Source organism: Streptomyces sp. NPDC101194 (assembly GCF_044767885.1).
Classification (GTDB): domain Bacteria; phylum Actinomycetota; class Actinomycetes; order Streptomycetales; family Streptomycetaceae; genus Streptomyces.
Genome location: NZ_JBIWOS010000008.1, coordinates 200,753 through 224,437, shown reverse-complemented (window position 1 = coordinate 224,437; position 23,685 = coordinate 200,753). Strand labels below are relative to the sequence as shown.

Below are 23,685 nucleotides of genomic sequence, written 5' to 3'. Positions count from 1 at the left end.
ACGGGCCGGGCCCGGTCAGGGCAGGAAGCGCCCGCGCCCGTTGGCCAGGAACTCGCCGCGCAGGGCGGCCTTGTCTTCGTCGGTCATCAGCGCGTAGACGGGCCGGCCCCGGCCCGCCCAGCGGTACACGGCGTCGTCGGTGCGCCAGCCGTCCAGCTGCATCTCCTTCTTGCGCAGCTTGTTCGAGCCGGTGGTGGGCAGCGCGTGCGAGACGCGCACGAAGCGGGGGGCGCCCTTGGTGCCCAGGTCCTCCTGGCCGGCCAGGAACCCGGGCAGGTCCAGGTCCTCGAAGCGGGTGCCGTCGGCGACCTCCAGTGCGGCCATCACCTGGTCGCCGGAGCGCGGGTCGGGCACACCGAAGACACCTGCGGCCACGACGCGCGGGTGTCTGCGCAGGATGCGTTCGGTGAGCAGGGCGGAGATGTTCTCGCCGTCGACGCGGATCCAGTCGCCCGAGCGGCCCGCGAAGTAGAAGTAGCCGGCCTCGTCGACGTAGCCGAGGTCACCGGTCCAGTACCAGCCGTGGCGGACGCGTTCGGCGTTGGCGGCCTCGTTGTTGTAGTAGCCCTCGAAGCGGGCCGCGCCCTCGACGTCTACGATCTCGCCGATGGCCTCCTCGGGGTTGCCCACCCGGCCGTAGGAGTCGAGCACGGCGGGCGGGCAGGTCTCCCTGGTCGTGGGGTGCACGATCCGGACGCCGTCGCGGGCGGGCACGCCCAGGGCGCCCACCGGAGCGTCGGGCGCCCGCTTGAGCATGCCGCCGCCCTCGCTGGAGCCGTACCCCTCGACCAGACGGCAGCCGAAGCGGCGCAGGAAGCGGGCCGCGTCCTCGGGGGACGCCTCGGTCCCGAAGGCATGGGTGAGCCGGTTGTCGGCGTCGTCGTCGGACTCGGGGCGGGCCAGGATGTAGCCGATCGCCTTGCCGACGTACGTGAAGTAGGTGGCTCCGAAGTGGCGGACGTCCGGGAGGAACCCGGAGGCGGAGAAGGTGCGGGTGAGGGCGATGGTGGCACCCGCCGCGAGGGCCGGTGCCCACAGTGCCATCAGCGCGTTGCCGTGGAACAGCGGCATCGGGCAGTAGCAGGTGTCCTCACGGGTGATGTCGTACTTGGCGCTGTTGGCGGCGCCGAGCGCGGCGAGCCTGCCCTGCGAGCAGATCGCCGCCTTCGACGTGCCGGTCGTGCCCGAGGTCAGCAGCAGCAGCATCCGGGTGGCGGCGGTGACGTCCGGGGAGCCCACGGGCCGCCGGGGGCGGGCGTCGAGACTGCGCTTGTACTCCGGTTCGTCGACGACGAGGAACCGGTGCCGGTCCACGCCGACGTCCAGACCGTGCAGCAGGTCGACGCCCGCCCGGTCGGTGACGATCAACTGGCAGTCGGTGTGGCGTACTTCCCGCTCCAGTTCGACACCGCGGCGGGTGGGGTTGATACCGACGACGGCCGCTCCGGCCAGGGCGGCGGCACCCAGCCAGAAGACGTACTCGGGCACGTTGTCCAGGAGCACGCCGATGTGGAACGGTCCCTCGGTGCGCAGTTCCCCGGCCCAGGAGGCACGGGCCGCGCTCTCCCCGACCACCTCGTCCCAGGTCCAGGACCGTTCTCGGGTCAGCAGGCCCGGGTGGTCGTCCCCGGCACGGGCGAGCAGCAGGTCGGCAATCGTCTGGTGTGGCAACGTCGGTCCCTCTCACCCGGTGGACGGGTTTCCCGATGTCGGTACGGAGACGGATCGCGCGGGTGCGCGGCACGTCGTCCCGTGTGGTCGTGGCGCCCAGGGGCACGTGAGGGCGCGGGGGCGTCCGGCCGGACCGGACGGCTCCGGATCCGAGGGCGCGGTGTCGCCGAACCGCCGGTGTCCGCCGGCCGCCCGGCCGGACCCGGTCCGCGCCGGTGGCGACGCTATCCACGGACCGGGGGTGTTGGCCGGGGCGGTCCCGCTGACCGGGAGGGCCGGCGGCTTCGCCGTGGGCGGGGCCGGACGCCGGGTGGGCCGGACCGGCCGGGGCGGCCATGGGTGGGGAGCCGCAGCGGTGGCCCGGCCTGTGCGTCGCGTCGGGCCGGCGCCCTCGGCCGCCGTCAGCCGAAGTTGGCCTGGCCGCCGTCCAACGGCACCGTGGCGCCCGTCAGATAGCGGGCGTCCGGGCCGCACAGCATCGCGACGGCCCTCCCGATGTCCTGCTCGCAGTCGCCCACGTACCCCAGCGGGATGGACGCGCGGAACGCGGCGGCCTCCTCCGGGTGGGCGTCCTGCCATCGGGCGTACGCGGGCGACACCGCGTGCGGAGCTACGGCGTTGACCCGGATTCCGTCACGGCCCCATTCGTTGGCGGCGGCCCGGGTCAGGGAGCGCAGGGCGGACTTGGCCGCCGCGTAGGCCCCGTAGGTGCTCAGGTCCCAGCGGACCATGGCGGAAGTGACCAGATTGACGATCACACCGCCGTCGTTCTCCTTCAGGTACGGATGCGCGGCCTTCATGAAGGCGAAGGCCGCGAAAGGGCCGCTGTCGAAGCCCTTCCGGAACTGCTCGTCGCTCAGCGACAGAAGCGGCCCGTAACACCCGGTGTAGGCGTTGTTGACCAGGATGTCGATGCGGCCGAAGCGTTCGGCGATCTGCTCCACCAGGGCGGGTATCCGCTCCGTGTCGAGGACGTCGAGGACGAAGGGCTCGGCCTTCACCCCCCGCCCGCGCAGCAGCTCACAGGTCGCCGCCAGTTTCGCCTCGGTCCGCCCGAGGACGGCGACCGAGGCGCCCTCGGAGGCGAGGGCGAGGGCGATGCCCCGGCCGACGCCCTGGCCGGCGCCGCTGATGACCGCGACCTTGCCGTCGAGCTTTCCCATCGCTGTCGCCTCCATCAATTCGGCCTGGGGAGGTGCTTGTTGATGAACAACCCTTCCGCGGTGACACAGGTGCGGCCACCGGCGGAGACGGCCCCGACCGTGCGGATCCGCGAGCCGTCCACCGAAACCTGGCGTCCGGTGACCGTCAGGGGCTCGAACAGCGGAGTGGGCCGCAGATAGCGCAAGGTCAGTTCCGCGGTCATCCCGGAGGGGCCGCCCCAGTGGTTGGCCACGCCCAGCGTGTGGTCGAGGAGGAGCGCGGAGATGCCGCCGTGCACGTGTCCGGGCGGCCCCTGATAGGGCAGGCCCAGTGTGACGACGCCCTCGACGGAGCGGTCCTCCTTGCCGTGCAGCCTCAGCGGCGGCGCGAGGGCGTTCTCCGGACCGGTGACGGGATCGTGCCGGGTCACGCCCTCGCCCCGCCACATCACGGCGAGACGTTCCCGGAGGGTGGGGGCCTTGTCGGTGAGCCGGTCGGCGACGGCGTCGAGTTGTGCGGCGACTTCGGCCATGTCGGCGTCGGTCCGGTCGCCGGCGTGCAACAGGGCGTCGATCACCCTGCGGGCCGCGGCGACCGCCACGTCGACACCGTCCTCGTGCGGTTCGGCCACCAGACGCGGTCCGGCGGCCTGTTCGGTGGCCTCGTGAGCGGGGATGGTCATGACCTCACCGTCGCCGTCGCATGGGTGAGCACGGGCGCGCCGTCACGTTCGGGGCAGGCCGTGTGCAGTACGAGCCGCCCGATGCCCTCGTGCGCCGGTCCCTCGCGCCATACGGATGTCACGAGCGACTCGCCGGGGACGACAGGGCCGGCGAAACGTACGGCGAGGCCGGTGAGGCGGGTGACGTCGCCGTCGAGGACACCGTCGACGAGGGCCTTGCAGACCAGCCCGTAGGAGGCGAGTCCGTGCAGGATCGGGCGGTCGAAGCCGGCCGAACGGGCGAAGGCCGGATCGGCGTGCAGCGGGTTGAGGTCGCCGTTGAGCCGGTACCACAGTGCCTGCTGGGGTGTGGTCACGGTGGTGAGCACGGTGTCGGCGGGGCGGTCCGGTGCCGACCAGCGCTCCTCGGGCCCGGGGTCCTGGCTGAAACCGCCCTCGCCGCGGGCCCAGACACGGGTGGTCGTGGTCCACAGCGGTTCGTCGTCGGGGCCGGTGGCCGCGGACTCCAGGACGATCAGCGCGGCCTTGCCCTTGTCCCACACCTCGGCGACGCGCGAGCGGAGCGTCGCGGTGCCCGACGCCGGCAGGGGCCGGTGGATCTCGAGTCCCTGACCCGCGTGCAGCATGGTCCGCAGATCGATGTCGATGCCGGGCATCTCGAGACCCGGCACGGTTCCCTCGCCCGCGGAGATCCCGGAGCCGGCCACCACGGCGAAGGTGGGCAGCACCGTGAGGCCCTTCTCGAAGGTCAGGTGCAGTTCGGGGTCGACGGTCGCGTCCGCACCGGCGCCCAGGCTCAGGTGGTACAGGAGTACGTCGCGCGTGGTCCAGCGGATCTCGCGGACGGACGGGTCCGCGTTCAGCGCCTTGTCGCGGTCGATGGGCATGATCAGCCTTTCTCGGTGGGCTCGGGGTCGCGCGGCAGGCCGAGGAGGCGCTCGCCGATGATGTTCAGCTGGACCTCCGTCGTGCCGCCCGCGATGGACAGGCAGCGGGAGTTGAGGAACATCCAGGTGGCGTCGTGCCGTTCGCCCTCGCCGGTGAGTGCGGCGACGCCCTGCCAGTCCACGCACGTCTCCCAGACCCGCTGCTGGTGTTCGACGCCGAGCAGTTTGGCGATGGAGGCCTCGGCGCCGGGCTGCTGTCCGGAGACGGTGCGCAGCGTGGTGCGCAGTGCGAGGAGTGCGCCGGACTGTGCGTCGCAGAGGTGACCGCCGAGCGTGGTGAGCTGTTCGTCGTCGAGGCCGTCGGACGCGGCGGCGATCCCCAGCAGCGTTCCGGCGCCGGAGCCGACCGAGTCGTGGGACAGGGCGACGCGTTCGTTGGCGAGGGTGGTCCGGGCGAGCTTCCAGCCGTCGCCCGGCGAGCCGACGAGCAGTTCGTCGAGGACGAACACCTCGTCGAGGAAGACCTCGTTGAACTCGGACTCACCGGTGATCTGCCGCAGCGGCCGGATGTCGAGCCCGGGGCTCGTCATGTCGAGGAGGAAGTACGAGATGCCCTTGTGCTTGGGCACGGTCGTGTCGGTGCGGGCCAGCAGGATGCCCCAGTGGGCGTCGTGGGCCATGGAGGTCCACACCTTCTGCCCGGTGATCCGCCAGCCGCCGTCCACCTTCTCGGCGCGGGTGCCGAGCCCGGCGAGGTCGGATCCCGCCCCCGGTTCGCTGAACAGCTGGCACCAGACGATGTCGCCGCGCAGGGTCGGGGCGAGGAACCGCTCCTGCTGGGCATCGTCGCCGTGGGCGATGAGCGTGGGGACCACCCAGCCGCCGATGATCATGTCGACGGGGGTGAGGTTCGCCGCCTGCAGCTCCTCGGCGATCACCAGTTGGGTCACCGGGTCGGCGCCCTTGCCCCAGGGTGCGGGCAACTGCGGTGCGGTGTACCCGTGGTCGGCGAGGTGGGTGAGGCGCTGCTTGCCGTCCAGTGCAGCGGCCCCCCGCAGTTCGGCGCGAATCCCCTCACGTACGGCCTCGGCCTCCGGCGGCAGTTCGACGCCCAGCTTCCGGCGGGTGCCGTCCAGGGTGAGGCGGGCGACGCGGCGGTGCCAGGCGGCGGTCGGACCGAGGGCGACACGGAGCGTCTGGGCGCGGCGCAGCGCGAGATGCGCGTCGTGTTCCCAGGTGAAGCCGATGCCGCCGAGCACCTGGATGCAGTCCTTCGCCGTCACGAACGCGGCCTGCACGCCGACCGCTGCGGCGACGGCGGCGGCCAGTGAGGCCTCGTGGGGATCGTCGGCACCGCCCGGATCGCCCGCCCGGGCGGCGTCCCAGGCACAGGCGCGGGCCTGTTCGGCCTGTGCGAGCATGCGGGCGCAGCGGTGCTTCACGCCCTGGAACCGGCCGATGCGGCGGCCGAACTGCTCCCGCACCCGGGCGTATTCGGCGGCCGTGGCCACGCAGCGGTCGGCGATGCCGGAGGCTTCGGCGGCGAACAGGACCGCGGCGAGGTCCCGGGGTGCTTGCGGGTCGAGGTCCAGGACATCTGCGGCCGGGACACGCACCGACCGGGCGCTCACGCGGGACGAGCGGCGAGTGAGATCGTGGCTGCGGACGTCGGTGGTGTCCACCGCGGCGCGGGGCAGCACCAGCCACGTGACGCGGTCGCCGTCGGTGGCGGGCAGCACGAACACGTCGGCGAGGTGCCCGCCGACGACGAGTTCGCAGGTGCCGGTGGCCGTGGCCGTGCCGTCGGCGGCACGGTTCACGGCGAGGGTCCCGGGGGCGAGTCCGACCGCGCCGACGGTGGTGCCGGCGGCGAGCGTGGCGAGGTACGTCCGGTGTCCGGCGGCGTGCAGGACCGCCGAGGCCAGCGTCGTCGGCAGGAACGGTCCGGGGGCCATCGCACGGCCCAGTTCCTCGGTGACGACGGCGAGTTCGACGAGGCCGTATCCGGCGCCGCCCGCCTCCTCCGGGAGGTGCAGTCCGAGCAGTCCCTGCTCGGCGAGGCCGCTCCAGTGGGCGGGGAGTGTCTCCTTGTCGGCGTCGGCCGCCGCCCGGAGGGTGTCCTCGGTGATGTGCCGGTTCGCGAAAGTGCGTACGGCATCGCGCAGGTCGCGGTGCTCCTGGGTGAGCCCGATGGTCATGACGTCCCTCAGATGCGTTCGATGATCGTGGCGGTCGCGTGCGCCCCGCCGGCGCACATGGTGATCAGCGCGGTGGATTTCCCGGTGCGCTCCAGTTCGTGCAGGGCCTGTGTGATGAGCCGGGCTCCCGTCGAGCCGACGGCGTGACCGAGCGCGATGGCACCGCCGTTGACGTTGACCTTGTCCAGGTCCGCCTTGTGGACCTGCGCCCAGGACAGGACGACGGAGGCGAAGGCCTCGTTGATCTCGACGAGGTCGAGGTCGTCGAGGGTCATGCCTGCGATGCGCAGCACCCGCTCGGTCGCGGTGACGGGCCCGTCGAGGTGGTAGTACGGGTCGGAGCCGACCATGGCGGACGCCACGATCCGGGCGCGTGGACGCAGCCCTTCTCGGGCGGCGCGCTCCCGGCTCATCAGGAGGACGGCGGCGGCGCCGTCGCTGATCTGGGAGGAGTTGCCGGCGGTGTGGATGCCGTCGGGGAGCACCGGTCCCAGGGCGGCCAGGGCCTCCGGGGTGGTGTCGCGCAGCCCTTGGTCACGGGTGATCAGAGCGGTCTCCCCGGTGGGCCCTTCGGGGCCGACGACGGGCGCCCGGACCGCGATGATCTGCTGATCGAAGCGTCCCTCGGCCCAGGCCCGGGCGGCCTTCCGCTGGGAGGCGAGACCCAGCGCGTCCGCCTCGGCCCTGGTGATGCCCCGGTTCCGTGCGATGCGTTCGGCCGCCGTGAACTGGTCGGGCATGTCCAGGGACCAGCTCTCGGGCACCGGGGCACCGGTGCCGGGTGCGAGCGCCGCGCCGAGGAAGACGCGGCTCATCGACTCGACGCCGCAGCCGATGCCGGTCTCGATCGCACCGGCGGCGATCAGTCCCGCGACCAGGTGCACGGCCTGCTGGGACGATCCGCAGGCACAGTCGATGGTGGTGCAGGCGGTGGTGTGGGGCAGTCCGGTGTGCAGCCAGGCGCTGCGGGTGACGTTGTTGGACTGTTCACCGACCTGGGTGACACAGCCTCCGATGATCTGTTCCACGGTGTCGGGGGCGATCCCGGCGCGCTCCACGAGTCCCTTCTGGGCGAGCCCCAGGAGTTCCGCCGGGTGGAGCCCGGACAGGACTCCGCGGCGTCGGCCGACCGGTGTGCGCGCGGCTTCGACGATGACGGCCTCGGTCATGGCACTCCATAAGATGTGGGGCCCGTGGGGGCCTGGACACTGACGACAGAAAAATAGAATTCGTTCTTGAAATTGACCATGCCCAGTCCCGCTCAGTGGCCGCGGGCACCGCACTGAGGGCCAGGGGCGTCCCGCTCAGATGTGGGAGCCACCGTCGGCCCGGAGCTCCGCCCCGGTGAGGTAGGCCGCGTCCCGCGACGCGGCGAAGGCGATCACGCCCGCGATCTGCTCCGGCTCGGCGGTCCCGAACGGCGCCCGGATGCGCCCGTAGTAGGAGGTGTCGAGATCCGGCGGCAGCACCTGCGGCCCGGCCAGCGGGGTGGCGACCGAACCGGGTGACACGGGCACGACCCGGATGCCGCGGTGCGCGACCTCTGCGGCCAGGGAGAGCGAGAAGCCGAGGACGGCACCCTTCGACGCGGCGTACGCGGTCATGTACGGGTTCCCGTGCGAGGCGGCCGACGACGCCACGTTGACGATGACGCCGGAGCCGTCCGGCAGATGCGGCAGCGCCTCCCGGCAGAAGAGGGCCGTTCCGATCGTGTTCACCGCGAAGAGGCGCTTCATGTCCGCCACGGTCAGTCGGCCGATCGGTGTCGTCCTGTGCATGCCCGCCACGTTCACCAGTACGTCGATCCCGCCGAGTTCGGCGACGGCGGCGTCCACGGTCGCGATCACCGCGCCCTCGTCGGCGACGTCGGCGACGCGGCCCACGATCCGTCCCGGCCCGGACGCCGATGCCGAGGCGGTCTCCGCCAGCCCCTCCCGCGACAGGTCGACGGCGAACACGGCCGCCCCCTCCGACACCAGACGCAGCGCGGTGGCCCGTCCGATCCCCGAACCGGCCCCGGTGACCAGCACTTTCACGCCGTCGAATCGGTTCATCACGGACCCCTTCGCCATGGCTTCCTGCGGGCAAGGCGGCGGACTGTACCCCTGCGGGCCGGGCGGCGCGGGCGCGGTCCCACCGAGCGGGACCGGTCGCCGGCGAGCCCGGGAACGCCGGTTCCGGTCAGTGGGACTCCCCCGTCCGGGTGCCGGCGTCCGGGCCTACCGTCCGGACCCTGGAGACCACGCGTCCTGATGAGGGGATGAGAGCAACGTGAGCGCAGTCGAGTCGGCACACGACGAGGTCCGGGCCATCGAGGCGGGCGCGACACCCGCCCGCTTCGCGCGCGGCTGGCATTGCCTGGGCCTCGCGGAGAAGTACAGGGACGGCAATCCGCACTCGGTGCGGGCCTTCGGCCAGAAGCTCGTGGTGTTCCAGGCGGGCGACGGCACCCTCAACGTCCTGGACGCCTACTGCCGTCACATGGGCGGGGACCTCTCGCAGGGCACTGTGAAGGGCGACCAGGTCGCCTGTCCGTTCCATGACTGGCGCTGGGGCGGCGACGGCCGCTGCCGGCAGATCCCGTACTCCAAGCGGGTTCCCTTGCGGGCCCGCACGGCGTCCTGGCCGACGCTGGACCAGGACGGCATGCTCTTCGTCTGGAACGACCCGGAGGGCAATCCCCCGCCCGCCGATGTGCGCATCCCCCGCATCGAGGGCGCGACGAGCGACGAATGGACCGACTGGCTCTGGTACGAGACCGTCGTCGACGCCAACTGCCGTGAAGTCGTCGACAACGTCGTGGACATGGCTCACTTCTTCTACGTCCACTACTCCTTCCCCACGTACTTCAAGAACGTCTTCGAGGGACACACCGCCACCCAGTACATGCGCGGAACCGGCAGGCCCGACGCCCGACCGCAGGAGCAGGACGGCAGCCCGAGGACCACCGGCAGCAACTCGGTGGCCTCGTACCACGGCCCCTCGTTCATGATCGACGACCTCACCTACCACTACGACACCGGCGATGTGCAGTCGGTCCTGATCAACTGCCACTATCCGGTCGACGCCGATCGGTTCGTGCTCCAGTACGGGATCATCGTCAAGCGCTCGGAGTCCCTCTCGTCCGAGGCGGCCGACGAACTCGCCTCCGGCATAGCACAGTTCATCAAGCTCGGCTTCGAGCAGGACATCCAGATCTGGAGGAACAAGACCCGGATCGACAACCCCCTGCTCTGCGAGGAGGACGGGCCGGTCTACCAGCTGCGGCGCTGGTACGAGCAGTTCTACGTGGACGTCGCCGACGTCAAGGCGGAGATGACCGACCGTTTCGAGTTCGAACTGGACACCACGCGGCCCGTCGAGGCGTGGCAGAAGGAGGTCGAGGAGAACCTCGCCCGCAAGGCCGCCGCCGAAGGCCGGCCGGCCTGATGCGGCTCGACAACCGGCTCACCGACGGCCCCCCGATGCAGCCGCTGGCCTGTGAGCGGTGCGCCGCCCGGGTCCTGGTGCGCAAGAGCAGCTGGCAGCAGACGAGTGTGCAGTGGGACGGCCGGTCCATGGCGGTCTGCGCGGAGCGCGATCCGGCCGGCGGAGGCTTCGAGGGCTGCCGGTCCCTGCGCGACACGATCCGCGAGTCCGCACTGCGGGGCACGCTGGCTGTCGTGGACGGCGCGGACGGCAACCCTCTCCCCGAAGCCTTGGGAACAGCCCCGAACCGGCGGCCCGACCTCCGGACCTGACCTCCGGACGGGCCGGCCCCGGTCCTGTCCCGGTCCCGGCCCGCCTTGAACCTCCCCGTGCAGGTCGCCGTCGGAGCTCTCCCCCTCGGTTCCGGCGGACGGCCGAAAGGGCCGGGTACGCGCCCATCGCGTGTACCCGGCCCCTTCCGCGTTCAGGCGCCGACTGCGGCGGCGACACCCGCCCGGCGCCCGAAGAACGTCCCGTCGCCGAGCGACGTGCCGCTTATGTACCCCTCGCCATGAATGCCGGAGGTCGCCCGGCCCGCCGCGAACAGACCGGGCACCGTCCCCCCGGAGACATCGAGCACCGCACCGTCCACGGTGGTGCGCAGCCCGCCGAGGGTGAACCCGGCGACCCCCGTCCCGGCCCCCGCGCTCCGGCGATCGCCCTGATGGAAGCCGATCCTCGGATCGACCGCCGCGAACGGCCCCCGCAGCGGCCTGAGCCAGCGCGCGTCCTTGTGGAAGTACGGGTCCTGCCCACGCGCCGCGTACGTGTTGTAGGTACCGACGGTCGACTCCAGGGCGCCGCGCGGCATGCCCAGTTCGGCCTCCAGTTCCCCCAGCGTCTCCGTCACGAACCGGGGGACCACGCCCCAGCGTTCCTTCTCGGGAATCGCCTCGTAGCCCTCCTCGTCGATGATCACCCAGTAGGGGGCGGGCTGGGTCAGCACCGCGGCCACGCTGAACAGACCCGGGTAGACGTCCTCGTTGATGAAGCGCCGCCCGTGGGCGTTCACCAGCATGCCCCGGGTGGCCATGGCGGGCAGGGCCGTCAACGCGAGTTCGACCACCCCCATCCGCCGGGTGGCGGCGCCGATCGCGGAGGCCATCCGGATGCCGCTGCCGTCGTCGAGACCGTCGCTGACCTTTCCGTGGCCGATGAGGTGCGGGGCGTGGTCGGCGAGCATCTCCTCGTTGTCCGCGAACCCGCCGGTGGTCAGCACCACGGCCCTGCGGGCCCGGTACGTCAGGTCCTGACCGTGGCGTCGGGCTGTGACGCCGACGACCCGGCCGTCGTCGTCCACCACCAGCGCCATGGCCCGGGTGTCGGCGTGCACGGTGGCCCCGGCCTCCTGGGCCGCGGCGACCAGCTTCTCCATCACCAGCCAGCCGCCGTACGCCTCGGTGGCGCAGCGGTGCCCGCGCGGTGCGGGCCTGGCGAGCTCGTTGTACGGCCAGGCGTTCTCGCCCAGCCACATCAGGCCGTCCCGCGTGGTCGGCATCCAGGTCGGCGCGTCCCACAGGGTCGGCTCGAACGTCAGCCCCCGGTCCACGAACCACTGGAAGTGCTCGGTGCTGCCGTCGCAGTACAGGCGCAGCTTCTCCTCGTCGGCGTGCGGCCCGAGCGCCGCGGTGAGATAGGCGAACATGTCGTCCGCGCTGTCCTGGAAGCCGCACGCCCGCTGCACCGGGGTCCCGCCGCCCAGATACAGCTCGCCGCCGGACAGGGCCGACGACCCGCCCGGCCCGCCCGCCCGTTCCAGGACCAGGACGTCGGCGCCCGCCGAGGCGGCCTCGAACGCTGCGGCCGCCCCTGCGCAGCCGAAACCCACGACCAGCACATCGGTCCGGGCGTCGTAGCGGGTGACGGTCCCGGCGCGGACCGGCGTCACCGGCCGTGCGGTGGTCATGTGGCCGCGCCGGGCGGAGTGAAGGCGGCCAGTGGCTCGGAGCCGGACCAGTCGTGGCCCCAGTAGCTGTCCGCGGTGATCTCTTCGGCGGTGTAGTGCCGTTCGTCGACGCGCAGTCCGTCGCAGCCGTACTCGATGTCCCAGCCACCGGGCGCGCGCACATAGAACGACACCATCTTGTCGTTGGTGTGCCGGCCCAGGGTGGAGGAGAGCGAGAAGCCGTGCCTGCCCACGTTGTCGAGGGCCCGGCCGACCGCGTCCAGGGTGTCCACCTCGACCATCAGATGCACCAGGCCGGGCTTCTCGCCGTGCGGGGCGGGGCAGACGGCGAGGCTGTGGTGGCGTTCGTTCACGCCCATGAAGCGCACCCGGCGGGGCGGGGCGTCCGGCGACTGACCGCTGAGCCGGATTCCACCGCGCGGCAGGAAGCCGAGCACCTCGGTGTAGAAGGCGACCGTGTCCTCCATGCACGTGGTGGGCAGCACGACGTGACCCATCCCCTGGCCTCCGGTGACGAACCGCTGGCCGAGACCGGTCAGCACGGGGCTGTGGTCGAGGATCGGGGCGAAGAACACCTCGACGGGCACTCCGGCCGGATCGTCGAAGGTGATTCCCTGCTCGACGCCGCGGTCGTCGGCCTCCGTCCGGCTGAGCACCTTCACCGCCGTACCGGACGCCTCCACTGCGCGACCGACCGCGGCGAGCGCGAACTGGTCCCGCACCTCCCAGCCGACCGACAGCACCCGGTCGTCCGGGCCGGGCAGGACGACGAGCCGGGCGCGGCGCTCGTCCATCCGCAGATACAGACCATCGGGATCCGGCCCCGAGCCCGCGGCGAAGCCGAGGGCCTCCACCGTGAGTTCGCGCCAGCGGTCGATGTCACGCGTCTGGACCCGGAGATATCCGAGCCCTCGGATCTGTGTCATGTGTTCTTCTCCCTCGTCTGCCGGCCGGAGCCGGATGGAGTGGCTCAGTCCATGGGCGCACCGGGGCCTCCGTGCGGACCGGGCCGGGCTCGCACACCCCGGCACCGCGCATGGATCCGGGATCCGCTCGAATGCCCCGGGCCGTGTCCTCGAACTGCCGTCTGCGGTGCGACGCCTGGCACGCACGCTCGCCGCGTGGTCGAAGTCGTCCACGTACGTCCGGCACGAGGACGATCCTCCGCCTCGCTCGCACAAGCCGCCGCACGCCGCACGGCCCGGCCTCGGCCGAGCGACGCCGGTCCGAGGACACGTCCTAGATCATCGAGCGCATCGGGCCCTGCGGCGGCTCGACGCCGATCTCCGTCAGGGCCGCGGCGTGGAAGACCTGCCCCGGTACATGGATGGCGTGCGCGAGGCCCGTATGCACATCGCGCCAGAACCGCTGGATCGGATGGTCCAGGCGCATCGCGTTGCCGCCGGAGCGGGCCACGATCTCGTCGACCGCTCGAACGGCCCGCCACGCGGCGGCGGCCTGGGTGCGCCGGCCGACGGCACGCCGCTCGAAGGTGATCTCCTCGCCCGCTGCGACCATGTCGTACATCTGGCAGACGTTGTCCAGGAGCGCGGAGCGGGAGGCGGCGATCTCGGCCGCCGCGTCGCTGACGGCGTAGAGGACGTACGGGTCGTCCTTCACAACCTGGCCGGTGATCTGTACGCGGTCGCGCTGGTGCGCCAGATGGTGTGCGAGGGCGCCCTCGCACATGCCGATGACGGCGGCGGTGATGCCGAGCGGGAAGGCGGCCGAGAAGGGCAGCCGGTAGGCCGGGTTGGCCAGCCCGGACTCGGCGGCCAGGGAGCCGTCGACGACCTTGGCGTACTCGATGACCCGGTGGGCCGGCACGAAGGCGTCCTCGACGACGACGTCCTTGCTGCCGGTGCCGCGCAGCCCGACCACGTCCCAGGAGTCGTCGACGATCTCGTAGTCGGCGCGGGGCAGGATGACGTGCACGGACTGCGGGGGGCTGAGCCGGTTGCCGTCGCTGTCGGCGAGGAATCCGCCCAGGAAGATCCACCGGCAGTGGTCGGTGCCGGAGGAGAACTGCCAGCGGCCGTTGAAGACGTAGCCGCCGTCGACGGGCCGGAGCAGGCCCATCGGCGCGTACGGCGAGGCGATCCAGGTGTCCGGGTCCCGGCCCCAGATCTCTTCCTGGACCCGGGGGTCGGCCATCGCCATCTCCCACGGGTGGACCCCGACGACCCCGGCGACCCAGCCCGTGGCCCCGTCGCAGGAGGCGATCTTCATGACGGTCTCGGCGAACTCGCGCGGGTGCAGTTCGAGGCCGCCGTAGGCCTTGGGCTGCAGCATGCGGATGGCACCGACGTCCCGCAGTATCTTCGCCGCCTGGTCGTCGAGCCTGCCGAGCGCTTCGTTGACGGGGCCCAGCGCGCGGATCTCGTCGGCGCGCGCCTCGACGGCCTCAAGTACCGGATTGGTCATGGCTGTTCTCACTTCCCCGGAAAGTTCCGCGCGGTGGCGTTCCCGGCGTCGCTCTTCGCCGCGAGGCCCACCGCGATCTCGATCAGTTGGTCCTCCTGGCCGCCGACGAGCTTGCGGCGGCCCGCCTCCAGGAGGATCTCGGCGCCGGACACCTGGTACGTGGCGGCCTGGCGGGCGGCGTGCTTCAGGAAGCTGGAGTAGACACCGGCGTAGCCCATCGTCAGGGACAGGCGGTCCAGCAGGCACTCGTCGTCCATGACGGGCCGCACCACGTCCTCGGCCGCGTCGATGATCTTCAGTACGTCGATGCCGGTACGGATGCCCAGCTTCTCGGCGACGGCGGCGAACGCCTCGACGGGCGTGTTGCCCGCGCCCGCGCCGAACCGGCGTGTCGAGCCGTCGATCTGCTTGGCCCCGGCGCGCACCGCGAGCACCGAGTTGGCGACGCCGAGACCCAGGTTCTCGTGGCCGTGGAAACCGACCTGCGCGTCGTCCCCGAGTTCGGCGACCAGGGCGGCTATGCGGTCGCTGGTCTGCTCCATGACGAGGGCGCCCGCGGAGTCCACCACATAGACGCACTGGCAGCCCGCGTCGGCCATGATGCGGGCCTGCCGGGCCAGTTCCTCGGGGGGCCGGCTGTGCGACATCATGAGGAACCCGACGGTCTCCAGGCCCAGTTCGCGGGCGAGCCCGAAGTGCTGGACGGCGATGTCGGCCTCGGTGCAGTGCGTGGCGATCCGGCAGATCGCGGCGCCGTTGTCGGCGGCCTCGCGGATGTCGTCCCGGAGGCCGAGACCTGGCAGCATCAGGAAGGCGATCCTCGCCCGCCGTGCGGTCTTCACCGCGGCCTTGATGAGCTCCTGTTCCGGGGTGTGGCTGAAGCCGTAGTTGAAGGAGGATCCGCCGAGGCCGTCGCCGTGCGTGACCTCGATGACGGGGACACCCGCGTCGTCGAGGGCGGCCACGATGGAGGTGACGTGGTCGACGGTGAACTGGTGCTGCTTGGCGTGCGAGCCGTCCCGCAGGGACGAGTCGGTGACGCGGATGTCCAGGTCGGGGCTGTAGGGCATGACTCGTGTACTCCTCGGTGATCAGGCGCCGGCGCGGCGGGCGACGATCCGCTGGGCGAAGCCCTCGCCGACCTCGGTGGCGGCGGCGGTCATGATGTCGAGGTTTCCGGAGTACGGGGGCAGGAAGTCGCCCGCGCCCTCCACCTCGATGAAGACCGCCACCCTGGCGAGACCGCCACTGACCGCGGTCGGCTCGTCGAACTGCGGCTCGGCGCGCAGCCGGTAGCCGGGGACGTACGAGGCGACCCGGGCGACCGTGTCGTGGACCGACGCGGTGACGGCGTCCCGGTCGACGTCGGCGGGGACGGCGCAGAAGACGGTGTCCTGCATCAGCATCGGCGGCTCCGCCGGGTTGAGGATGATGATCGCCTTGCCCTTGGCGGCGCCGCCGATCGTCTCGATGCCCCGGCTGGTGGTGAGCGTGAACTCGTCGATGTTGGCGCGGGTGCCGGGCCCGGCGGAGGGTGAGGCGACGCTCGCGACGATCTCCGCGTAGGCGACCTCGGTGACCCGGGAGACGGCGTGCACGATCGGGATGGTGGCCTGTCCGCCGCAGGTGATGAGGGAGACGTTCGGCGCGTCGAGGTGTTCGCCGAGGTTGACGGCCGGCACCACCGCGGGGCCGATGGCGGCCGGGGTCAGGTCGATGGCCTGGATACCGAGTTCCGCGTACTTGGGGGCGTTGGCCCGGTGGACGTACGCGGACGTGGCCTCGAAGACCAGGTCCGGTCGCTCCGTGCCCGCCAGCAGGGCGTCGACTCCGTCGGCGCCGGTGTGCAGGCCGTGTTCGGCGGCGCGCTTGAGCCCGGGGCTCTGTTCGTCTATGCCGATCATCCAGCGCGGCTCGATGGCCTCGGAGCGCAGGAGCTTGTACATCAGGTCGGTGCCGATGTTGCCGGATCCGACGATCGCGGCGGTCGCCTTGGTCACTGTTCGAACCTCATCCGGGTCGAGTGGGTACGGGGAGCGGGTACGGAGAAGAGGGCGGGTCAGCCGTCGTAGGTGACCTTCAGCCGCTCGCTGACCGGGCGCGCCTGGCAGGCGAGGATGAGCCCCTCGGCAAGGTCCTGCGCGTCGAGGACCTCGTTGCGCTCCATGGCCACCTCGCCCTCGACGAGCACACAGGCGCAGGCGCTGCAGTTGCCTTCCCGGCAGGAGTACGGCGCGTCCAGTCCCGCGGTGAGCAGTACGTCGAGCAGCGGTGTGTTCGAAGGCCAGTCGACCGTGCGGCGCTCCCCGTCCAGTTCCACCTCGGCGGTGCTCACGCGCCCGGCGGGATCCGGCTGCGGCTCCTGCTCCGGGTGTGCGAACGGGTCTCCGGACAGCGAGGTGAATCGCTCCACCGTGATCCGCCCTGGCGGCACGCCCAGTTCCGCGAGCGCGCCGGTGGCGAGGTCCATGAAGGGGCCCGGTCCGCAGACGAAGGCGGGGCGCTCGGCGTACGGTCCGGCGAGGGCCCGCAGCCCGGATGCCGTGGGCCGGCCCTGGACGGACTCCAGCCAGTGCAGGACGGTGAGTCGTACGCCGTACTCCCGTTCCAGAGTGATCAGTTCGTCCCGGAAGATGACGGACTGCTCGTCGCGGTTGGCGTAGAGGAGCGCGACGGAGCCTGTCCCGGCGTGCAGGGCGGAGGCGAGGATCGACATCACCGGGGTGATGCCGCTGCCCGCGGCGAACAGCAGGAAGTCGCCGTCGAGCGAGTCCGGGGTGAAGGTGCCCGCAGGCCGCAGCACCTCCAGGGTGTCGCCCTCGGAGACGTGGTCGCAGATCCAGTGGGAGGCATAGCCTCCCGCGGTGCGCTTGACGGTGACCTTCAGCTGCTCGTCGCGCACCGGTGAGCTGCACAGCGAGTAGCAGCGGGCGGCTCCGCCGGGGCGTTCCGAGGGGACCCGGACGGTGAGGAACTGGCCCGGCCTGTAGGCGAACCGGACCCGGTCCTCGTCGGCGGGCTCCAGGACCAGTGAGTGCGCGTCGGCCGTCTCCCGTATCACCTTCACGACGCGCACGGTCAGCGGTGCGGGGCTCATGGGGCGCCTCCGGTCGTCCCGGTCCCCGAACGGGTGGCCGCGGCGGCGTGCCGGGCCGCGATGTAGCCGAACACGATGGACGGGCCGATGGTGGCACCGGGTCCGGCGTACTCGTTGGCCATCACGGAGGCGGAGGTGTTGCCGGTGGCGTACAGCCCGGCGACGGCGGAGCCGTCCTCGCGCAGCACCCGGCTGTGCTCGTCGCAGACGAGGCCGCCCTTGGTGCCCAGGTCTCCGACCTCGATGCGGATCGCGTAGAAGGGTGCCTCGTCGAGCTCGTCGAGGTTGGGGTTCTTCAGAGTCGGGTCGCCGTAGTAGCGGTCGTAGGCGCTGTCGCCGCGGCCGAAGTCGGTGTCACGGCCGGTCCGGGCGAAGCCGTTGAACCGTTCGACGGTGTCGGCGAGAGCGTCCTCGGGGACGCCGATGCTCCGGGCGAGTCCCGCGATGCTGTCGGCCCGGTGCACGGTGCCGTTCTCGTAGAACGCCTTGGGGAACGGCATGCCGGGGAGGATCTGGGCGAACGGGTAGCGGGCGCGGGCCTTGGCGTCCATCACGAACCAGGCCGGCACGTGTCGGCCTTCGAGCTGGTCGTGGACGAAGTTCACGTACGGCGACGACTCGTTGGTGAAGCGTCTACCGGTCCCGGAGACGATCACCGACGGAGGGATGCACCGTTCGGAGACCAGGGGGATCGTCGCTCCGGAGGGGTGGTGCACGGACGGCATCCACCATGCGTCGTCCATGAAGTCGACAGCGGCGCCGAGCGCCTGGCCGGCGACGATGCCGTCGCCGACGTTCTCGACGGCTCCGGCGCTGTGGTTCTCGCGGCCGCCCTCGGGCAGGTACTTCTCACGCATCTCCTGGTTGTGGTCGAAACCACCGGTGGCCAGGAGCACGCCGTACCGGGCGCCGAGCCGTACGGTCCTGCCGTCGCGGGTCACGACGACGCCGGTGACCCCTCCCCGCCCGTCGGTGACGAGTTCGGTCATCGGGCTGCGCAGCCACACCGGAACGCCCGCGTCCTTCAGCGCCATGCGCATCCGCGCCACCAGGGCACGGCCGCCGGTCGCCATGTGCCGGCGGGCGACCATGTTGGACGAGACCCGCCAGGCGGCGATCACGGAGGCCCAGCGACCGCGCCAGGTCCGCTTGACCATGGCGAGGTTCCGGTAGTCCTTCGCGGTGATCCACAGTCCGAGCGGGCCCTTGAGGCTGTTGGGCCGCTGGTGCTTCTCGTCCTCGCCCAGTTTGCGGGTGTCGAAGGGCAGCGCCTCGACCGACCGGCCGAGCGGGCGGCCGCCCTCGTACTCGGGGTGGTAGTCGGCGTAGCCCTTGACCCAGAAGAACCGCATCCACCGGCTCCGGCCGAGCAGTTCCATCGCGGCCGGGCCCTGGTCGATGTATGCGTCGAGCCGGGCGCCCGGCACCCGGTCGTCGGTGAGCCGGTCGAGGTAGCGGCGGACGGACTCACGGCTGTCGTCGTGCCCCTTGGCCCGCAGGGTGGGGTTGTTGGGGATCCAGATGCCGCCCCCGGAGATGCCGGTGGTGCCGCCGTACATGGCACCCTTCTCGACCACGACGGTGGACAGGCCGCTGTCGGAGGCGGTCAGGGCCGCGGCCATGCCGCCTCCCCCGCTGCCGACCACGACGAAGTCGAACTCCTCGTCCCAGGCCGCTCCCTGGGCTCCGGCGCTCACGCCGCGTCCTTGCGGGTGAGGAAGGCGAGGACCGCGCTCTCCCAGGCGGCCTTCTGCTCGATCATCACCCAGTGGCCGCAGTCGGGGAAGACATGCAGTTCGGCGTCGGGGATGGTGCGCATCGGCAGCATCGCCATGTCGACGGGACTGACCCTGTCGTCACGGCCCCAGGTGAGCAGGGTCTTGGCCCGGAGCCGGTGCAGCACGGCCCAGTAGGGCGCCTCGTCGGACTCGGCAGCGGCGGCCTCGCGTGCCGCGAACGCCGCACTTCCGTACATCCGCCGCGCGGAGGCGAGGGTTTCCGGGTCGGTGGCCTGCGTCCACCGCTCCTCGACGAGCTCCTCGGTCACCAGCGACGGGTCGTACACCATGGAGTTCAGCCAGCGCACCAGGCCCTCGCGGGACGGGGCGTCGGTGAACTCGGTGAGCAGCCTGATGCCTTCGCCGGGGCTGGGAGCGAGGACGTTTCGCCCGATGCCACCGATCGTCACGAGCCTGCGCACCCGGTCGGGGTGGGCGAGGGCGAATCGGGTGCCGACGATGCCGCCCATCGAGTTGCCGATGACATCGACCTGCTGGAGCCCGAGTCCGTCCAGGAACCGTGTCACGGACGAGGCCGCCGTGGCCATGGGGTGGCCGTCGGCCGGGTCACTGACCCCGAAACCGGGGAACTCCAGGATCAGGCAGCGGAAGTGCCCGGCGAACGCGCTCAGATTGTCCCGGTAGTTGCGCCAGCCCGTGACCCCGGGCCCCGAACCGTGCAGCAGCAGCAGGGGCGGACCGTCGCCGGCCTCGTGGTAGCGCAATACGCCCTGATCGGTCGGGAGTTCGCGCAGTGTGGAGTCGTGGCTCAGCTCCGTCATCATCCCTGCCCTCATTGACCTCGGTGATCGATGGATCCGGTGACCGGTGGTTCCGGGTGCTCGTCGGCCCCGGTCGGCCACGGGTCCCGTGTGATCGGTTCCTGGACGGTAGCCACGGCTTCGGGGACCGCGCGGCGGACGTCTCGGTCAGCGGGATGCGTACGGTCACGGGGGTGCGGGTGCGGTCCGGAGGCGCGGGCCCGGACAACGTTCCACTCATCGGGAGCGGGCGGCCCGGCTCGGCCGACCGCTGTCCTACCTTCGGCCCCTGCCCACGTTCGGGCACACCACCGCCCCGTCCCCCCGAGGTGAAACCGATGACCGCAGAGTGCCCGTCCGTGCCCGAGGCCCATGAGGAGACCGAGCCGACACCCCTGCGGATGCGGCGCGCCATGGGGAACTTCGCGTCCGGGGTCACCGTGGTGACGGGGATCGGACGGGACGGCGGTCCGGTCGGGTTCGCCTGCCAGTCGTTCGCGTCGGTCTCGCTCGAACCGGCCCTCGTCCTGTTCTGCGCCGATCACCGAGGCCGCGCGTGGCCCAGGATCAGGGAGTCGGGACGGTTCACCGTGAACATCCTGGCCGCGGAACAGACCGACCTGTGCAGCCGGTTCGGCTCGGGCAAGGGCCGCAAGTACGAGGGACTCCCCTGGGAACTCTCCCGCTGGGGGACACCGTCGCTGCACGGTGTCCTGACCCGGGTGCACGCCGATGTGTACGACGTGCGCGGCGCGGGCGACCACGACGTGGTGGTGGGCCGGGTCCTCGCTCTGGAGACCGTGACCGACCGGCAGCCGATGCTCTTCTTCCGCGGCGGGTTCGGCGTCGAGAGCCCGTCCGCCGTCACGGCGCCCGACCCATGGGGCTGGGGCGACCACTGGGGGTGAGCGGGGGCCGCCGCGTCCGGGAACTGGGTTCGCCGGGCCCGGAGCGGGGCTTCACCGGCCCCGTGTACGGCTACTGCCAGTCGCCGTACTGGCCCGCGGCGAGCAGGCGGTCCATGGTCTGCGCGGACCACGTTTCCTCCGGAACGGCCGCCACGCGGCGCGCCGGTGCGACCGGTGCCTCCTGACCGGGAAACAACTCCAGGGACACCCGCCGGGCCGCGTCCACCACCAGCGGTGCGACCTTCTCCAGCGGGGTCCATGCGTCCCCCACCAGGGAGATGGCGGCGACCGGCCCCTCGGGACCGCGGACCGCGGTGGCGACGCACGCGATGTCGGGGAAGCACTCACCGCGCTCGAAGGCCAGGCCGTGACGACGCCGGATGCGGTTGAGCTCCTGGTGCAGGGTGCTGATGTCGGCGATCGTTCGCTGGGTCTGACGGGTGATGGAGTCGCCTGCCCTCACCTCGACGTCCTCCGGTTCGAGCCAGGCCAGCATGGCCTTGCCGAGCGCTGTCGAATGGGCCGGCGCCCGGCCGCCGACACGCGAGGGGACACTCGCGGCGAAGCGGCCCCCGACCTTGTCGAGGTAGTACACCTCCGCTCCGTCCAGGACGGCCAGGTGCACGACCATGCCGGTCCTGATCTGCAAGTGGTGCAACCGGGCGGCGGCGGCCTCCCGGATCCTGCTGTGCACGCCGTCGCCCCCGCCGAGCCCGAGGGCACGACGGCCGAGCCCGTAGCCGAGACCGGTGTGCTCAAGCCAGCACAGCCGTACCAACTGGTCGAGTATCCGGTGTGCCGTCGACCTGGGCAGTCGTGTGCACCGGGCCACTTCTTCCAAGGACAGCCGGGCCGTCCGGCCCTCGAACACGTCCATGATGAGCGTCACCCGCTCGACCATCGACGGTGGCAACTCTCGACGCACCGGCACACGCACGGTGGGAACACCATCGACAGTTGTCATGGGAGCCTCCAGCCACAGACTGAAATGAATTCTTGTTTTCCGGAATGTAACAGCGCCCCCCGAACGCAGAGAAGACATGCGCACCGGCTCTTTTCCGACGACCGTCGCTCCGACCACCACGGATCCGTCCGGGACCCGTCCCTCGAGCCGCCCTGGCACGGACGCCGGACGGACCGGGGGCGCTGCCGCGACAGCCGGGACATGGGTACGCCCCGGTCGGAGCGCATGACCGGACGAAGGCCGCCTCCGCCTCCCGCGATGGCCCGGGTGAGCTACGCGTACGGCGACGAACCCGGGCGGCTCGTGCTCAACCGGCGGCGCCGGCTCGGGCGTACCGGCCCGGAGTGACGCCCACGATCCGCTTGAAGTGCCGGGTGAGGTGGGACTGGTCGTAGAAGCCGGCGGCGACCGCCGCCTCGCCCGGCGGCTGCCCGTCGAGGAGCAGACGGCGGGCCAGGTCGACACGGCGCGACGTCACGTACTGGTGGGGTGCGATACCGAAGGCGGCGCTGAACGCCCGCACGAGATGCGTGGGGTGGGCGTGGAACAGACGTGCGGCCTCGGCCAGGGTGACGGCTTCGAGCAGTCGCCCGTCGAGGAGGTCACGCAGATCGTGGGCGACGCCGCGGCCGGGCCCCGGGCCGACACCGGCCGACCCGGGGCGCAGGTGCTCGCGCAGGCGCTCGCCGATGAGGGCCAGACGGCTCTCCGCCTCGAACTCGTCGCCCCGGGCGGCAAGCGCTGCGTGCAGCTGGCCCACGCGCCTGCGCAGGACACGATCGGCCAGGTCAGGGCTGTCCACCGCCGGATCGATGAAGCTCTTGTCCAGTTGCGACATGTCGAGATAGAGCACGCGCTTGCGGAAGCCGTGAGGGGTGGCGGGTGAGCCGTTGTGCGGGACGTGCGGCGGGAGCAGGCTCACGGTGTCGCCCGGGGTGGCGCGCTCGTGGCGGGCCAGGTCGTAGCGGACCGCCCCGTCGTCGACGATCAGCAGGGTCCAGGTGTCATGGACGTGCATGGGATACGCGTGCTCGGTGAAGTGGGCGTGGAAGACCTCCACGACACCGGCGACAGGCGGGCGCCAGGCGGAGACTTCCTGCCGGGACATCACGCAAGGAACGTACAAGACCGAGAGTGCGTGAGCCCGGCAGTCTCGAATCATGAGAACCAAGGATGAGACCGAGGCGGAGGTCCGCGTCGGAACCGGTGCCGGATCCGAGGACGCGCCCGTCCGCTTCGACACGAAGATCGCCGTACTGCTGCGGGACGACCTGGAGCCCTGGCAGCGGCTGAATGTGACCGCCTTCGTGGTCAGCGGACTCGGCACCGCGTCACCGGAGGTGGTCGGCGGGCCGTACGCGGACGCGGACGACACCACGTACCTGCCGATGTTCCGCCAGCCCGTGCTGGTGTTCCAGGGGACGAAGGAGACACTGACCACCGCGCACGCTCGTGCACTGTCCCGCTCGCTGGCGACAGCCGTGTTCACCTCGGACCTCTTCAGCACGGGCAACGACCGGGACAACCGGGCAGCTGTGCGCGCCGTGGGCAAGGACCGGCTCGATCTGGTGGGGATGGCCGTCTACGGGCCGCGCAACGCGGTGGACAAGATCCTCAAGGGTGCGCGGATGCATCCCTGACCAACGCACAGGCGGCCGCGGTCCGACCGACAACGACGACGACACCTGTCGTGGGGGGGGGGGCGCGCGGGGGGGCCGGGCGGGGACGCCCACCCCCCCCAGCCGGGCGTGGGGGCGCGGGGCGGCCGGCCCGCCCCCCGCGGCGCGCCGGGGCAGCG

Annotated in this window: 21 protein-coding genes; 4 read left to right on the top strand and 17 right to left on the bottom strand. The window is 71.7% G+C overall.

The genetic code is table 11. The features are described from left to right. Positions 1-15 precede the first annotated feature (15 nt). The 7 genes from ACIRP2_RS27655 to ACIRP2_RS27625 all read right to left on the bottom strand — a co-directional run bounded on the left by ACIRP2_RS27655 (position 16) and on the right by ACIRP2_RS27625 (position 8,635). Entirely contained in the window at positions 16-1,671 is a 1,656-nt protein-coding gene (locus tag ACIRP2_RS27655; protein ID WP_404254820.1) for an AMP-binding protein, read from the bottom strand. A gap of 401 nt (positions 1,672-2,072) precedes the next feature. After that, positions 2,073-2,834 (bottom strand): SDR family NAD(P)-dependent oxidoreductase, encoded by a 762-nt coding sequence (locus ACIRP2_RS27650; protein ID WP_404254818.1) that lies wholly within the window; start codon positions 2,832-2,834, stop codon positions 2,073-2,075. 14 nt (positions 2,835-2,848) lie between these two features. Further along, positions 2,849-3,496: a PaaI family thioesterase gene (locus ACIRP2_RS27645; protein ID WP_404254816.1), complete on the bottom strand. Its 648-nt coding sequence runs from the start codon at positions 3,494-3,496 to the stop codon at positions 2,849-2,851. Then, positions 3,493-4,383 carry a MaoC/PaaZ C-terminal domain-containing protein gene (locus tag ACIRP2_RS27640; protein WP_404254814.1) on the bottom strand — a complete coding sequence of 297 codons (891 nt, stop codon included), beginning with the start codon at positions 4,381-4,383 and terminating at the stop codon, positions 3,493-3,495. Before ACIRP2_RS27640 ends, ACIRP2_RS27645 begins: the two co-directional genes overlap by 4 nt. A gap of 2 nt (positions 4,384-4,385) precedes the next feature. Then, entirely contained in the window at positions 4,386-6,581 is a 2,196-nt protein-coding gene (locus tag ACIRP2_RS27635; RefSeq protein ID WP_404254812.1) for an acyl-CoA dehydrogenase, read from the bottom strand. Between the two features lie 8 nt (positions 6,582-6,589). Then, positions 6,590-7,750: a steroid 3-ketoacyl-CoA thiolase gene (locus tag ACIRP2_RS27630; protein WP_404254810.1), complete on the bottom strand. Its 1,161-nt coding sequence runs from the start codon at positions 7,748-7,750 to the stop codon at positions 6,590-6,592. A 135-nt stretch (positions 7,751-7,885) separates the two neighbouring features. Further along, positions 7,886-8,635: an SDR family NAD(P)-dependent oxidoreductase gene (locus ACIRP2_RS27625; protein WP_404254808.1), complete on the bottom strand. Its 750-nt coding sequence runs from the start codon at positions 8,633-8,635 to the stop codon at positions 7,886-7,888. A gap of 217 nt (positions 8,636-8,852) precedes the next feature. Here ACIRP2_RS27625 and ACIRP2_RS27620 point away from each other — a divergent pair, with 217 nt between their 5' ends. Together ACIRP2_RS27620 and ACIRP2_RS27615 are read left to right on the top strand one after the other, a co-directional pair. Further along, positions 8,853-10,010 carry a Rieske 2Fe-2S domain-containing protein gene (locus tag ACIRP2_RS27620; protein ID WP_404254806.1) on the top strand — a complete coding sequence of 386 codons (1,158 nt, stop codon included), beginning with the start codon at positions 8,853-8,855 and terminating at the stop codon, positions 10,008-10,010. Continuing rightward, positions 10,010-10,321, top strand: a complete 312-nt coding sequence (locus ACIRP2_RS27615; protein ID WP_404254804.1) for a ferredoxin — start codon at positions 10,010-10,012, stop codon at positions 10,319-10,321. Before ACIRP2_RS27620 ends, ACIRP2_RS27615 begins: the two co-directional genes overlap by 1 nt. A 152-nt stretch (positions 10,322-10,473) precedes the next feature. On the opposite strand, the gene ACIRP2_RS27610 is transcribed toward ACIRP2_RS27615, so the two are convergent. The 8 genes from ACIRP2_RS27610 to ACIRP2_RS27575 all read right to left on the bottom strand — a co-directional run bounded on the left by ACIRP2_RS27610 (position 10,474) and on the right by ACIRP2_RS27575 (position 20,039). Then, on the bottom strand, positions 10,474-11,955 hold the full coding sequence (locus ACIRP2_RS27610; protein WP_404254802.1) for an FAD-dependent oxidoreductase: 1,482 nt from the start codon (positions 11,953-11,955) through the stop codon (positions 10,474-10,476). Next, complete coding sequence (locus ACIRP2_RS27605) at positions 11,952-12,881, bottom strand: VOC family protein (RefSeq protein ID WP_404254800.1); 930 nt, start codon at positions 12,879-12,881, stop codon at positions 11,952-11,954. Before ACIRP2_RS27605 ends, ACIRP2_RS27610 begins: the two co-directional genes overlap by 4 nt. A 313-nt stretch (positions 12,882-13,194) precedes the next feature. Further along, positions 13,195-14,379 carry an acyl-CoA dehydrogenase family protein gene (locus tag ACIRP2_RS27600; protein WP_404254798.1) on the bottom strand — a complete coding sequence of 395 codons (1,185 nt, stop codon included), beginning with the start codon at positions 14,377-14,379 and terminating at the stop codon, positions 13,195-13,197. A gap of 8 nt (positions 14,380-14,387) precedes the next feature. Further along, positions 14,388-15,449 carry a 4-hydroxy-2-oxovalerate aldolase gene (gene dmpG, locus ACIRP2_RS27595; protein WP_404254796.1) on the bottom strand — a complete coding sequence of 354 codons (1,062 nt, stop codon included), beginning with the start codon at positions 15,447-15,449 and terminating at the stop codon, positions 14,388-14,390. Between the two features lie 21 nt (positions 15,450-15,470). Beyond that, positions 15,471-16,379 carry an acetaldehyde dehydrogenase (acetylating) gene (locus ACIRP2_RS27590; protein WP_404254794.1) on the bottom strand — a complete coding sequence of 303 codons (909 nt, stop codon included), beginning with the start codon at positions 16,377-16,379 and terminating at the stop codon, positions 15,471-15,473. Between the two features lie 59 nt (positions 16,380-16,438). Beyond that, on the bottom strand, positions 16,439-17,476 hold the full coding sequence (locus ACIRP2_RS27585; protein ID WP_404254792.1) for a 2Fe-2S iron-sulfur cluster-binding protein: 1,038 nt from the start codon (positions 17,474-17,476) through the stop codon (positions 16,439-16,441). Beyond that, a complete protein-coding gene (locus tag ACIRP2_RS27580) occupies positions 17,473-19,173 on the bottom strand; it encodes an FAD-binding protein (RefSeq protein ID WP_404254790.1) in 1,701 nt (566 codons plus the stop codon). Before ACIRP2_RS27580 ends, ACIRP2_RS27585 begins: the two co-directional genes overlap by 4 nt. Continuing rightward, positions 19,170-20,039: an alpha/beta fold hydrolase gene (locus tag ACIRP2_RS27575; protein ID WP_404254788.1), complete on the bottom strand. Its 870-nt coding sequence runs from the start codon at positions 20,037-20,039 to the stop codon at positions 19,170-19,172. The genes ACIRP2_RS27580 and ACIRP2_RS27575 overlap by 4 nt, the downstream gene beginning before the upstream one ends. A 314-nt stretch (positions 20,040-20,353) precedes the next feature. On the opposite strand from ACIRP2_RS27575, the gene ACIRP2_RS27570 reads away from it, so the two are divergent. Continuing rightward, positions 20,354-20,923: a flavin reductase family protein gene (locus ACIRP2_RS27570; RefSeq protein ID WP_404254786.1), complete on the top strand. Its 570-nt coding sequence runs from the start codon at positions 20,354-20,356 to the stop codon at positions 20,921-20,923. A gap of 70 nt (positions 20,924-20,993) precedes the next feature. Here the strand turns inward: ACIRP2_RS27570 and ACIRP2_RS27565 are convergent, their stop codons facing one another. Together ACIRP2_RS27565 and ACIRP2_RS27560 are read right to left on the bottom strand one after the other, a co-directional pair. After that, positions 20,994-21,824 carry an IclR family transcriptional regulator gene (locus ACIRP2_RS27565; protein WP_404255119.1) on the bottom strand — a complete coding sequence of 277 codons (831 nt, stop codon included), beginning with the start codon at positions 21,822-21,824 and terminating at the stop codon, positions 20,994-20,996. 370 nt (positions 21,825-22,194) lie between these two features. Then, on the bottom strand, positions 22,195-22,995 hold the full coding sequence (locus ACIRP2_RS27560; RefSeq protein ID WP_404254784.1) for an AraC family transcriptional regulator: 801 nt from the start codon (positions 22,993-22,995) through the stop codon (positions 22,195-22,197). A gap of 52 nt (positions 22,996-23,047) precedes the next feature. On the opposite strand from ACIRP2_RS27560, the gene ACIRP2_RS27555 reads away from it, so the two are divergent. Then, on the top strand, positions 23,048-23,527 hold the full coding sequence (locus ACIRP2_RS27555; protein WP_404254782.1) for a DUF2000 family protein: 480 nt from the start codon (positions 23,048-23,050) through the stop codon (positions 23,525-23,527). Positions 23,528-23,685: the final 158 nt, after the last annotated feature.